We start from the raw sequence: 12,875 nt of genomic DNA on the forward strand, positions 1-12,875 counted from the left end.
GACCTTGTCATTCCCGCTTCGGTTCGCCGATTTCAGCGGGGGTAAACACCGTCGCTGCAAGATGGGGGCTGAATGAAAAATAGCTGTTGCTGGAACCGCGTAGGCCGGATAAGCGTGTAACGCGCCATCCGGCAATCGGTGCCGCGGTGATAATGCCGGATGGCGGCTTCGCCTTATCCGGCCTACGCGGTTTCAGTGGCTCTGTTTTCTGGGGGATCATGTCGGATGGCGCATAAACGTTTATCCGGCAATGGGATTTGCCAACAACGTTCAACCGCTGCGCCCCAGCGGCACCACCAAAGGTGTATGCGCCACCGGATCGTCAATGATCATGCAGCGCAGTCCATACACCTCCTCGATCAACCCGGCGGTGACGATCTCTTTCGGCGCACCCTGCGCCACAATCTTCCCGTCGCGCAACGCAATCAAATGGGTCGCGTAACGGCATGCCTGATTCAAATCATGCAGCACCGCCGCCAGCGTATACCCCTGCTCGCGGTTCAGCTCGCTGAGCAGCTCCAGCAGATCGATTTGATAACTGATATCAAGCCAGGTAGTCGGCTCGTCAAGCAGCATAATCGCCGTCTCCTGCGCCAGCACCATCGCGATCCACGCTCGCTGACGCTGACCGCCGGAGAGCGTATCGACACTCTGCTGCGCCAGGCTCTCCACACCGGTGGCTTTCATCGCCCGCTTCACCGCCTCGTCATCCTCTTTGCGCCAGCGGGTAAAGAGCGGCTGATGGGGGTAACGCCCGCGCGCCACCAGCTCCTGCACCGTAATATCGCCAGGCGTGGTGGCGTTTTGCGCCAGCAGACCAATGCGGCGCGCCACCTCTTTGCTGGCAAAACGCTGGATCTGCTCGCCATCAAGGTAGACATGCCCTTCGCTCGGCGTCATCAGGCGGCTGAGGGTGCGTAAAAGGGTCGACTTGCCGCACCCATTCGGGCCGATGATGGCGGTGAAATGACCATCAGGAATGGCGACGCTCAGCTGCTCGGCAATCACTTTTTTGCCGTAGCCAAGGGTTAACGCTTCGCCGCGCAAACGGGGGGATAAGACGCTCATTTCTTGCGGGACTCCTGAATTAACAAGGCGATAAGGTAAATACCGCCGAGGCTGACGGTGACCACGCCAACCGGTAGCTGGTAAGGCGTAAAGCCGCGCTGGGCGATCATATCCGCCAGTAGCAATAGCAGCGCGCCGCAGAGTGCCGACTGGGTTAACCCCCAGCGCGCCGTGCCGCTCAGGCGGCGGGCAATATGCGGGGCCACCAGTGCGATAAAGGAGATCGGCCCGGCAAGCGCCGTGGCGGCTGCGGTCAACGCCACCGCCACCAGCATCAGCAGCAAACGCGAGCGTTCAACGTTGACGCCCAGTGCGCAGGCGCTGTCGTCGCCCATCTCCAGCAGCCGCATGCGCCGTGCCAGTAACGCAGCGCAGACAAACATCGCCAGCATAATCGGCACCGACGGCAGCGTTTTCGCCCACGTCAGGCCATTGAGCGATCCGGCGTTCCACAACCCGGCGGAGAGCGCCGTTTCAAGCGACGCTTTCAGCAGCAGCCAGGTGTTGAAGGCCACCAGCATCGCGCGTACGCCAATGCCGACAATAATCAGGCGGAAGGTTTCAATACCGTTGCGCCAGGCCAGCAGCCACACCAGCAGCGAGGTAAGGATGCCGCCCGCCATCGCCGCCAGCGCAATCGCCGTCAGATGCTGGCCAAACAGCACCATCGCCACCAGCACGCCGCTCCAGGCTCCGGTGTTAAAGCCCATGACATCCGGGCTGCCGAGCGGGTTACGCATCAGCGACTGGAAAATCGCGCCGCTGACGCCAAGCGCTGCGCCAACCACCAGCGCCATCAACACTCGCGGCAAGCGCCACTCCATCACCACCAGCTGCATTGCGCGCGGCGCCGCACCGCTTAGCGCGTCAAATACCTGCGTAAAGGTGAGCATCACCGTACCGCTGCGTAACCCCCAGGCTGCGAGCAGCAGGGCGGCGATAACCGTCAGCAGGCAGCTTGCCACTAAACGGCGGGAGGGGGCGATCATAAGCCGCCTCCGCGCGCGCGGCGCACCAGCAGGATCAGCATCGGTGCGCCGATAAAGGCGCTCACTACCGAAACGCGCAGTTCGCCCGGCACAATCACGCGACCAATGATATCGGCAAACAGCAGCAGAGCAGGGGTGGCAATCAGCGTGACGGGGAGCGACCAGCGGTGATCGGCCCCAACCAGCCCGCGCGCCAGGTGGGGCATCATCAGACCGATAAAGGCAATTGGCCCGACGACCGCCGTGGCGCTGCCGCAGAGCACGGTTATCGCCAGCAGACCCAGCAGCTGGGTGCGTGCCACTTTGCTGCCGAGCGCCGTCGCCGTTTCACTGCCGAGGCTCAGGCTGTTAAGTGCGCGGCTCAACATCAAGGCAGCGCCCGCTGCCAGCAGCACTGGGATCAGCACTACGCGCAGGGTTGCCAGCGTACGAATATCAAGGGAACCAGCCTGCCAGAAACGCAGCTGATCGTAGACATCAGCATTGAGCAGCGAAATGCCGCTGGAGAGACCATCGAGCACGGCGGTGAGCGCCACGCCCGCGAGTGTTAAGCGCACCGGGCTAAGCTGACCACCGCCCTGGCTGCCGGTAAACGCCACCAGCAGCGAGGCGGCAAATGCGCCGCAAAAGGCGAGCAGCAGCTGCTCCGTTGGCGTGGTCGCGCCCAGCAGCGCGGCGCCGAGCACAATGGCGAAACTGGCGCCCGCATTGACGCCTAAAAGACCCGGATCGGCCAGCGGGTTGCGCGTCAGGGTTTGCATCAGCGCACCGGCAAGGCCGAGCGCGCCGCCGGCGAGTAAGCCTGCCAGCGTGCGCGGCAGGCGCGCATCGCGAATGATGGTGCAATCTGCGCTGTGGCAAGCGCCAAAGAGGGCGTCGGAGATGACCGCGGCAGGCATCGGTTTTGCGCCAATAAACAGGCTCAGTGCCGCAGCAAATATAAGCAGTATCAATAGCCCGACGAGAACCAATACGCGCGCCGGGGAAGCAGAAAACGGCATAAAAATCCCAATTTTGATAATGATAGTAATTATCGTTATCGATCCTGTTTTGTTATGTTACCATGCGCAGCCTGAGATTGGACACAGAAAGTATGGAATACAAGGTCTTGTAATGAAGCAACACTCCTGGCTGCTGAATCTCAGCCTGCTGCGTACACATCCGGCTTATCGCGCCGTTTTCCTCGCGCGTTTTATCTCAATCTTATCGCTGGGCTTACTGGGCGTGGCTGTGCCGGTGCAGATCCAGGCGATGACCCACTCCAGCTGGCAGGTCGGGCTCGCGGTCACGCTGACCGGCGGCGCGATGTTTGTTGGCCTGATGCTCGGCGGCGTGCTGGCGGATCGCTTTGAACGTAAAAAGCTGATTTTGCTCGCGCGATCCACCTGCGGTATCGGCTTTATCGGCCTCTTTCTCAATGCACTGTTACCCGCGCCATCGCTCCCGGCGATCTATCTGCTTGGCGTGTGGGATGGCTTTTTCGGCGCGCTCGGCGTGACGGCTTTGTTGGCGGCAACGCCTGCGCTGGTCGGGCGGGAAAATCTGATGCAGGCGGGGGCGATCACCATGCTCACCGTGCGCATCGGTTCGGTGATTTCGCCGATGGTCGGCGGCCTGCTGCTGGCCTCCGGCGGCGTGGCGTGGAACTACGGTCTGGCGGCGGCGGGCACCTTTATCACCCTGTTGCCGCTGCTGACGCTGCCCTCCCTCCCGCCGCCGCCGCAACCGCGCGAACACCCGCTTAAATCCCTCGCCACCGCGCTGCACTTTCTGTTGCGTAACCCGTTAGTTGGCGGCATTGCGCTGCTCGGCGGCCTGCTGACGATGGCCAGCGCCGTGCGCGTGCTCTACCCGGCGCTGGCGATGAGCTGGCAGATGTCGGCGGCGGAAATTGGTGTGCTCTACGCCGCACTGCCGTTCGGTGCAGCCATCGGTGCATTGACCAGCGGCAGGCTGGCGCACAGCGAGCGGCCCGGCATCATTATGCTGCTGACCAGCGTCGGCGCGTTTATCGCCATTGCGCTCTTTAGCCTGATGCCCGTCTGGCCGCTCGGCGTGCTCTTTCTCGCGCTCTGTGGCTGGCTGACGGCGGTGAGTTCGCTGCTGCAATACACCCTGCTGCAAACCCAGACCCCGGAAGCGATGCTCGGGCGCATTAACGGCTTATGGACGGCGCAAAACGTCACCGGCGACGCCATCGGCGCGGCGCTGTTGGGCGCAATGGGATCGATGCTGACGCCCGCTGCCTCGGCGAGCTTCAGCGGGCTGGCGTTAGCGATAGTGGGATTAGTGCTGGTTCTCATACTCGGCGAACTACGCCGTTTCCGACAGGTTCAGTCCGGCGCATAAAATTCTCCGGTGGCGTTAGCGTCACCGGAGCCTCAGCGTTACGGCGATCTGATCACCCCTTGACTGCAAACGGGATGCCTTCACAGGCCGGATAAGTCACGACCCTTATCCGGCAATACCGGGGTTTTTGTAGGCCGGATAAGCGTCAGCGCCATCCGGCAATGGTGAGGATTTTTGTAGGCCGGATAAGCGTTAGCGCCATCCGGCAATAAGGCTTGCGCCAACCCCTCAACCAAACAGCGCGGACAAGCGCTGCAACACGCGGGTTGCGCTGTAGTAATCAAGCCGGAAGGTCTCGGCACCCAGCGCATAAACCCGCTTATTGCGTACCGCGGGAAGGTGCGCCAGCAGCGGATTAGCGCTCAGGGCGTCGGCCTCTTTTTGATCGCCGGCGAAGAGGAACAGCGCTTCGCCATTCAGCCCGGCAGCCAGGTTTTCACCGCCGAGTTGCACGATGTCATGGCGCTTACCCTGGCTCTGGCTCGCCTGAATGCCTGCCGGCAGCGGGGCGAGGGTAAAACCGAGTTGCTGCATTAACTGGCCCTGCGCAGAGTCGCGGGTCCAGAGATTCGCGCTGTGCGCGGCGGGCGTATAAACCAGCGCGCTCACCGGCTGCGGCGGCAGTTTCATGTGCGCTTTTGCTGCTGCAAGCTGCTGGTTGAATTCAGTAATGCGCGCGGCGGCCTGCTTCTCGTGGCCGGTGATCTCGCCAAGCTGGGTAAGCAGCGCCTGCCAGCTTTTATCGTCGTAATTGATGATTAGCGTCGGCGCGATGGTCGAGAGCTGATCGTAGAGCGCCAGCGCGGAGTCGCCGCCGGTGGCGCTGATCAAAATCAGATCCGGCATCTGCGCGGCAACCGCTTCGGCATTGGCTTCGCCGATGTAGAGACGCGCGACGTTGCGCTGTTTGGCAATCTCGCCCCACTGGCGCAAAAAGCCCTGATCGTCAGCAAAACGGTTGTTTGGTGTCGTTGCGCCGCTGGCGACCACTGGCGCATCAATCGCCAGCAGCGAGCCGGTGAGGGTAACGCTCGTGGAAACAATGCGCTGCGGCGCGCTGGCAAGCTGATGCACGCCGCGGTTGTCGGTCACCTGGCGCGGCCAGTCGGCGGCGCAGGCTGAGTTAAGTCCTAAAACGAAAACGCCCACTAAAAAAGCGTGTTTACGACACCAGCTAAGAAAATTCACAACGTGAGTCCTGTTTCTGTTGAAGTTAATGCTTCTCATTTTCATCGTTGCGCGTCATGGATGCAAGTTGTGGCAGTGTGAGAGGAGATTCTGCTGTTGACATCACCGGCAATAACTTTTTATCTTACTGCACCAAACAAAAATGATAATCATTCTTAATACATTTATCATTGCCGGAGGATGATATGGATACGTCATTGGCTGAAGAGATCCAGCTGTCTGCAACGACACTGGCCGCCGATCAATTTTTCTTTATGTCGCCGTACCGCAGTTTCACCACGTCGGGGTGTGTTGCGCGTTTCTCAGAGCCGGCAGCGGGGGGCGATGCGCCAGACAGCGCTTTCCAGCAAAAACTGGCGCAGGCGTTTGCCGATGCCAAAGCGCAGGGCATCGCGCGGCCGATTATGGTCGGCGCTATCCCGTTTGATACCACGCAGCCTTCGGCGCTCTTTATCCCTCAACGCTGGCAGAGCTTCTCCCGCCCGGAAAAACAGCGCGCTGCGCGCTACTTCAACAGCGGCGCGATGCCGAATGTGAAAGCGCAGACAGCGGTGCCCGAGCAGGATCTGTTTATGGCAATGGTGGCGAATGCCTCCGCGCGTACCGCGACGCCGGAAGTGGACAAAGTGGTGCTCTCACGTCTGATTGAGATCGCAACTGACCGCCCGGTCGACAGCGGCGTGCTGCTTGAGCGCTTAATTGCGCAGAACCCTGCCAGTTTCAACTTCCACGTTCCGCTGCCCGATGGCGGCGCGCTGCTGGGCGCAAGCCCCGAGCTGCTGCTGCGCAAAGAGGGCGATCACTTCAGCTCTCTGCCGCTGGCCGGTTCGGCGCGCCGTCAGCCTGATGACATGCTCGATCGTGAAGCGGGCAACAAACTGCTGGCCTCAGAAAAAGATCGCCATGAACACGAACTGGTGACCCAGGCGATGAAAAAAGTGCTGCAACCGCGCAGCCGCATGTTGACCCTGCCGTCGTCGCCGCAGCTGGTGAATACGCCGACGCTATGGCACCTGGCAACGCCGATTGAGGGCACGGCAAAAGAGGGTGAAAACGCCCTGACGCTCGCCTGCCTGCTCCATCCGACACCCGCGCTGAGCGGCTTCCCGCACCAGATTGCGAAGAAAATCATCGCCGAACTTGAGCCGTTTAACCGCGAACTCTTCGGCGGCATTGTCGGCTGGTGCGATGCGGAAGGAAACGGCGAGTGGGTGGTCACCATCCGCTGCGCGCGCATCCGCGACAACAACGTGCGCCTGTTTGCCGGAGCCGGGATTGTCCCCGCCTCGTCGCCGCTGGCTGAGTGGCGCGAAACCGGCGTCAAACTGACCACCATGCTGAACGCCTTCGGTTTGCATTAAGGAGCCACAGTGACCATTCCTTTTAGCCGCTGGCCGCAAGAGTTTGCCCATCGTTACCGTGAAAAGGGCTACTGGCAGGATCTGCCGCTGAGCGACATTCTGGCGCGCCATTCTGCCAGCGAAGCCGTTGCGGTGATCGACGGCGATCGCGAGCTGAGCTACCGCCAGCTGAATGCCGCCTCGGACAACCTCGCCTGCGCATTACAGTCGATGGGCATTGCGCACGGCGATACCGCGCTGGTGCAACTAGGCAATGTCGCCGAGTTTTACATCACCTTTTTCGCCCTGCTGAAAATCGGCGTCGCGCCGGTGAATGCGCTCTTCAGCCATCAGCGCAGCGAACTTAATGCTTATGCGGCGCAGATCAAACCTGTGCTGCTGATTGCCGATCGCGCCCACGGGCTGTTTGCCGATGACGCTTTCCTCCGCGCGCTGGAAAACGATCAGCCGTCACTGCGCGCTATTTTGCTGCGCGGTGAGTCGCTGGAGCAGGCGATTGCCCGCCCGGCAGATAACTTTACCGCTGCGCCAACCCCGGCGGATGAAGTGGCTTTCTTCCAGCTCTCCGGCGGCAGCACCGGCACGCCAAAGCTGATCCCGCGCACGCACAATGACTATCTCTACAGCATTGTGCGCAGTAATGAGATTTGCCATTTCACGGCGCAGACCCGCTACCTCTGCGCCTTACCGGCGGCGCACAACTACCCGTTAAGTTCGCCCGGCGCGCTCGGCGTCTTCCTGGCTGGCGGGTGTGTGGTGCTGGCGAGCGATCCTAGCGCCACGCTCTGTTTCCCGCTGATTGAAAAACATCAGATTAACGTCACCGCGCTGGTGCCCCCGGCGGTCAGCCTCTGGTTACAGGCGATAGCCGAGTGGGGCAGCAATGCCCAGCTTGCCTCGCTGAAGCTGCTGCAAGTGGGCGGCGCGCGGCTCTCAGCGACGCTTGCCGCGCGTATTCCGGCGGAGATTGGCTGTCAGCTCCAGCAGGTGTTCGGCATGGCAGAAGGGCTGGTGAACTACACCCGCCTCGACGATCCGCTGGAGCGCATCATCAACACCCAGGGCCGCCCGATGTCGCCGGATGATGAAGTGTGGGTCGCCGATGAGAATGGCAATCCGCTGCCCGCAGGCCAGACCGGACGCCTGATGACGCGCGGGCCGTATACGTTCCGCGGCTACTTCAACAGCCCGCAACACAACGCCAGCGCCTTTGATGCTGAGGGTTTTTACTGCTCGGGCGATCTCATCGCTATTGATGAGCAGGGCTACATCACCGTGCAGGGGCGGGAAAAAGATCAGATCAACCGCGGCGGCGAGAAGATTGCCGCCGAGGAGATCGAAAACCTGCTGCTGCGCCACGACGCGGTGATCCACGCTGCGCTCGTCAGCATGGAGGACAGCCTGCTCGGCGAGAAGAGCTGCGCGTACCTGGTGGTGAAAACCCCGCTGCGCGCGGTGGCGATCCGCCGCTTTTTGCGCGAGCAGGGTGTGGCGGAATTTAAGCTGCCGGATCGCGTCGAGTGCCTTGAAGCGCTGCCGCTGACACCGGTAGGAAAAGTTGACAAGAAACAGTTACGCCAGTGGTTAGCACAACGCACCCCGGCGTAAAGGAGAGAAGATGGCAATCCCAAAACTACAGGGCTACGCGCTGCCCGCAGCGGCTGATATCCCGGACAACAAAGTGAACTGGTCGTTTGAGCCCGCCCGTGCGGCGCTGTTGATCCATGATATGCAGGACTATTTTATTAATTTCTGGGGCGATAACTGTCCGATGATGCAGCAAGTGGTGGCGAACATCGCCGCGCTGCGTCACTTCTGCAAACAGCACAATATTCCGGTCTACTACACCGCGCAGCCGAAAGAGCAGAGCGATGAAGATCGCGCGCTGCTGAACGACATGTGGGGGCCGGGCCTGACTCGCTCGCCGGAGCAGCAGCAGATCGTCAGCGAACTGGCACCGGACGAGGCCGACACCGTGCTGGTGAAGTGGCGCTACAGCGCGTTTCACCGCTCGCCGCTGGAGCAGATGCTGAAAGAGACCGGCCGCAACCAGCTGCTGATCACCGGCGTCTATTCGCATATCGGCTGTATGACCACCGCCACCGACGCCTTTATGCGCGATATCAAGCCGTTTATGGTGGCCGACGCGCTGGCGGATTTCAGCCGCGAAGAGCACTTAATGTCGCTCAACTATGTCGCCGGGCGTTCCGGTCGCGTGGTGCTGACGCAAGAGCTGCTGCCGCTGCCGGCAAGTAAAGCGGCGCTGCGTGAAATCATCCTGCCGCTGCTGGATGAGTCTGACGAGCCGCTGGATGACGAAAACCTGATTGATTACGGCCTCGATTCGGTGCGCATGATGGCGCTCGCCGCCCGCTGGCGCAAAGTGCATGGCGATATCGATTTTGTCATGCTGGCGAAAAAACCAACCATCGATGCCTGGTGGGCGCTGCTCGCGCGCGGGGTGCAGTGATGGCGAGCCTCGATTTCAGCGGACGCAGCGTCTGGGTGAGCGGGGCAGGGAAGGGGATCGGCTATGCCACCGCGCTCGCCTTCGTTGAGGCGGGCGCGCAGGTGACCGGCTTCGATCTCGCCTTTAACGGCGAGCACTATCCGTTTGCCTGTGAAACGCTGGATATCGCCGACGCCGCGCAGGTCGCCGCCGTCAGCGAGCGCCTGCTGGCAAACAACGCGCCGCTGGATGTGCTGGTCAATGCCGCGGGCATTTTGCATATGGGCGCAACGGATGCGCTTTCTGACAAAGAGTGGCAGCAGACGTTCACTGTTAACGTCGGCGGTGCCTTTAACCTTTTTCGCCAGACGATGGCGCACTTTCGCCGCCAGCAGCGCGGAGCGATTGTCACCGTCTGCTCTGACGCCGCCCACACGCCGCGCATCGGCATGAGTGCTTATGGCGCCTCGAAAGCGGCGCTGAAAAGCCTCGCCCTGACCGTCGGTCTTGAACTGGCCGCCAGCCATGTGCGCTGCAATATCGTCTCGCCGGGTTCGACGGATACCGATATGCAGCGCACGCTGTGGGTCAGCGACGATGCGGAGCAGCAGCGCATTCGCGGCTTTGGCGAGCAGTTTAAGCTCGGTATTCCACTGGGGAAAATCGCCCGTCCGCAGGAGGTAGCGAACACCATTTTGTTCCTCGCCTCCGATCTCGCCAGCCACATCACATTGCAGGATATTGTGGTGGATGGCGGCTCGACGCTGGGGGCGTGATGATCTGGAAACGTCACTTAACGCTGGAGGCGCTGAATGCCACCAGCGATAACACCCTGATTGAACATCTGGCGATTACCTACACCCGCATTGGGGATGATTTTCTCGAAGCGGAGATGCCGGTCGATAGCCGCACGCATCAGCCGTTTGGCCTGCTGCACGGCGGTGCATCGGCGGCGCTGGCGGAAACCCTCGGTTCGATGGCCGGTTTTATGATGACCAGCGACGGTCAGTGCGTGGTCGGTACCGAGCTGAACGCCACCCATCACCGCGCGGTGGCGCACGGCAAAGTGCGCGGCGTTTGCCAGCCGCTGCACCTTGGCCGCCAGAATCAGAGCTGGGAGATCGTGGTGTTTGATGAGCAGGGGCGGCGCTGCGCAACCTGTCGTCTCAGTACTGCGGTGCTCGGCTAACCCTTCGCCCTCCGGCTCAGGAGGGCATTCTTGCGATCCCGTTAACACAATCAGCGAAATGCCGTGCGGCAGGCCGCCTTTCCTGTGTTTCAAAGTTGTTAAGTTCTTTGAGTTGATATAGAAACAAAATGTAACATCTCTCTGTCTCTCAAACGGATAACCGCTATGAACAACCCAGGGAAATACCTTGTTTGGGGCGCGCTCTCGCTTGTTGGCGCGTTTGCCCTCGGCTATATCGCTCTGAATCGCGGCGAACCGATCAACGCACTCTGGATCGTGGTCGCAGCCGTCTGTATTTACCTCATTGCTTACCGTTTTTATGGCCTCTATATCGCCAAAAATGTGCTGCAGGTTGACCCGACGCGCATGACCCCGGCGGTGCGCTACAACGATGGCCTCGACTATGTACCGACAGACAAAAAAGTGCTGTTCGGCCACCATTTTGCAGCGATTGCAGGCGCAGGCCCGCTGGTTGGCCCGGTGCTGGCGGCGCAGATGGGTTATCTGCCCGGCATGATCTGGATCCTCGCCGGTGTGGTGTTAGCCGGTGCGGTGCAGGATTTTATGGTGCTGTTTATCTCCACCCGCCGCGACGGGCGCTCCCTTGGCGAGATGGTGAAGGCAGAGATGGGGCCAACCGTCGGCGTGATCGCGCTGGTGGCGACCTTTATGATCATGGTGATTATCCTCGCGGTGCTGGCGATGATTGTCGTCAAAGCGCTGACCCACAGCCCGTGGGGCACCTATACCGTGGCGTTTACCATTCCGCTGGCGGTGTTTATGGGCATCTATATTCGCTACCTGCGCCCGGGGCGCATTGGCGAAGTGTCGGTGATTGGACTGGTGCTGCTGGTGTTCGCCATTATCTCCGGCGGCTGGGTCGCGGAAAGCCCGACCTGGGCACCGTGGTTTGATTTCACCGGCGTGCAGCTCACCTGGATGCTGGTCGGTTATGGTTTTGTCGCCTCGGTGCTGCCGGTGTGGCTGCTGCTGGCTCCGCGCGACTACCTCTCCACCTTCCTGAAAATCGGCACCATTATTGGCCTGGCGATTGGCATCCTGATTATGCGCCCGACGCTGACAATGCCCGCGCTGACCAAGTTTGTCGATGGCACCGGCCCGGTGTGGACCGGTAATCTCTTCCCGTTCCTCTTTATCACCATCGCCTGCGGCGCGGTCTCCGGCTTCCACGCGCTGATTTCCTCCGGCACTACACCGAAGATGCTCGCCAGCGAAGGGCAGGCCTGCTTTATCGGCTACGGCGGCATGTTGATGGAGTCGTTTGTGGCGATCATGGCGCTGGTCTCGGCGTGCATTATCGATCCGGGCGTCTACTTTGCGATGAACAGCCCGATGGCGGTGCTGGCACCGGCGGGCACTACTGATGTGGTCGCCTCGGCGGCACAGGTGGTGAGCAACTGGGGCTTTACCATTACGCCGGATGCGCTGCAGCAGATTGCCGATGAAGTGGGCGAGCAGTCGATCATCTCGCGGGCGGGCGGGGCACCGACGCTGGCGGTCGGCATGGCCTATATTCTGCACGGCGCGCTCGGCGGCCTGATGGATGTCTCCTTCTGGTATCACTTTGCGATTCTGTTTGAGGCGCTGTTTATTCTGACGGCGGTGGATGCCGGAACCCGCGCGGCGCGCTTTATGTTGCAGGATCTGCTGGGGGTCATCTCCCCGACGCTGAAACGCACCGAATCGCTGCCCGCTAACCTGCTTGCCACCGCGCTCTGCGTGCTGGCTTGGGGCTACTTCCTGCATCAGGGAGTGGTCGATCCGCTGGGCGGTATCAATACGCTGTGGCCGCTGTTTGGTATCGCCAACCAGATGCTGGCAGGCATGGCGCTGATGCTCTGCGCGGTGGTGCTGTTCAAGATGAAGCGCCAGCGCTACGCGTGGGTGGCGTTAGTGCCAACGGCCTGGCTGCTGATCTGTACGCTGACCGCCGGCTGGCAGAAGACCTTCAGTCCGGACAACAAAGTGGGCTTCCTGGCGATTGCCAATAAGTTCCAGGCGATGATCGACAGCGGCAATATTCCGGCGCAGTATACCCAGTCACAGCTGGCGCAGCTGGTGTTTAACAACCGTCTCGATGCCGGGTTAACGCTCTTCTTTATGGTTGTGGTGGTGGTACTCGCTTTCTACTCGCTGAAGACCGCGCTGGCGGCGCTGAAAGCGGATCACCCAACGGCGCAAGAGACGCCTTACGAAGCGATGCCGGACAACGTTGATCAGGTTGTGGCGCGCGCCAAAAACGCGCATTAAGCGAAGGAGCA

General features: G+C 61.1%; 11 protein-coding genes. 7 read left to right on the forward strand and 4 right to left on the reverse strand.

Annotated elements, in window-relative coordinates; all coding sequences use genetic code 11:
- Positions 1 to 270: 270 nt before the first annotated feature.
- The 3 genes from fepC to fepD are packed head-to-tail and all read right to left on the reverse strand — an operon-like array spanning position 271 to position 3,058.
- Entirely contained in the window at positions 271 to 1,068 is a 798-nt protein-coding gene (gene fepC / locus ACWPW2_RS04745; RefSeq protein ID WP_454121769.1) for an iron-enterobactin ABC transporter ATP-binding protein, read from the reverse strand.
- Positions 1,065 to 2,057: an iron-enterobactin ABC transporter permease gene (gene fepG / locus ACWPW2_RS04750; RefSeq protein WP_454121770.1), complete on the reverse strand. Its 993-nt coding sequence runs from the start codon at positions 2,055 to 2,057 to the stop codon at positions 1,065 to 1,067. Before fepG ends, fepC begins: the two co-directional genes overlap by 4 nt.
- Positions 2,054 to 3,058: a Fe(3+)-siderophore ABC transporter permease gene (gene fepD, locus ACWPW2_RS04755; protein WP_454121771.1), complete on the reverse strand. Its 1,005-nt coding sequence runs from the start codon at positions 3,056 to 3,058 to the stop codon at positions 2,054 to 2,056. The genes fepG and fepD overlap by 4 nt, the downstream gene beginning before the upstream one ends.
- Positions 3,059 to 3,170: 112 nt before the next feature.
- Between fepD and entS the strand changes: the two genes are divergently transcribed.
- The gene (gene entS / locus ACWPW2_RS04760; RefSeq protein WP_454121772.1) at positions 3,171 to 4,406 is read left to right on the forward strand and encodes an enterobactin transporter EntS; all 1,236 of its coding nucleotides are present in this window, start codon (positions 3,171 to 3,173) and stop codon (positions 4,404 to 4,406) included.
- A gap of 228 nt (positions 4,407 to 4,634) precedes the next feature.
- Here the strand turns inward: entS and fepB are convergent, their stop codons facing one another.
- Complete coding sequence (fepB, locus tag ACWPW2_RS04765; protein WP_454123585.1) at positions 4,635 to 5,555, reverse strand: Fe2+-enterobactin ABC transporter substrate-binding protein; 921 nt, start codon at positions 5,553 to 5,555, stop codon at positions 4,635 to 4,637.
- 224 nt (positions 5,556 to 5,779) lie between these two features.
- Between fepB and entC the strand changes: the two genes are divergently transcribed.
- The 6 genes from entC (at position 5,780) to cstA (ending at position 12,864) form a co-directional block, all read left to right on the forward strand.
- Complete coding sequence (entC, locus tag ACWPW2_RS04770; RefSeq protein WP_312122933.1) at positions 5,780 to 6,955, forward strand: isochorismate synthase EntC; 1,176 nt, start codon at positions 5,780 to 5,782, stop codon at positions 6,953 to 6,955.
- Positions 6,956 to 6,964: 9 nt separating this feature from the next.
- Positions 6,965 to 8,563 carry a (2,3-dihydroxybenzoyl)adenylate synthase EntE gene (gene entE, locus ACWPW2_RS04775; RefSeq protein WP_454121773.1) on the forward strand — a complete coding sequence of 533 codons (1,599 nt, stop codon included), beginning with the start codon at positions 6,965 to 6,967 and terminating at the stop codon, positions 8,561 to 8,563.
- Positions 8,564 to 8,573: 10 nt separating this feature from the next.
- On the forward strand, positions 8,574 to 9,425 hold the full coding sequence (locus ACWPW2_RS04780) for an isochorismatase family protein (protein ID WP_454121774.1): 852 nt from the start codon (positions 8,574 to 8,576) through the stop codon (positions 9,423 to 9,425).
- The gene (entA, locus tag ACWPW2_RS04785) at positions 9,425 to 10,180 is read left to right on the forward strand and encodes a 2,3-dihydro-2,3-dihydroxybenzoate dehydrogenase EntA (RefSeq protein WP_076769525.1); all 756 of its coding nucleotides are present in this window, start codon (positions 9,425 to 9,427) and stop codon (positions 10,178 to 10,180) included. Before ACWPW2_RS04780 ends, entA begins: the two co-directional genes overlap by 1 nt.
- On the forward strand, positions 10,180 to 10,593 hold the full coding sequence (gene entH / locus ACWPW2_RS04790) for a proofreading thioesterase EntH (RefSeq protein WP_124969240.1): 414 nt from the start codon (positions 10,180 to 10,182) through the stop codon (positions 10,591 to 10,593). The genes entA and entH overlap by 1 nt, the downstream gene beginning before the upstream one ends.
- 165 nt (positions 10,594 to 10,758) lie before the next feature.
- Positions 10,759 to 12,864, forward strand: a complete 2,106-nt coding sequence (cstA, locus tag ACWPW2_RS04795) for a pyruvate/proton symporter CstA (protein WP_454121775.1) — start codon at positions 10,759 to 10,761, stop codon at positions 12,862 to 12,864.
- The last annotated feature ends 11 nt before the right edge of the window (positions 12,865 to 12,875 follow it).

Source organism: Kosakonia sp. Marseille-Q7440 (assembly GCF_965119485.1).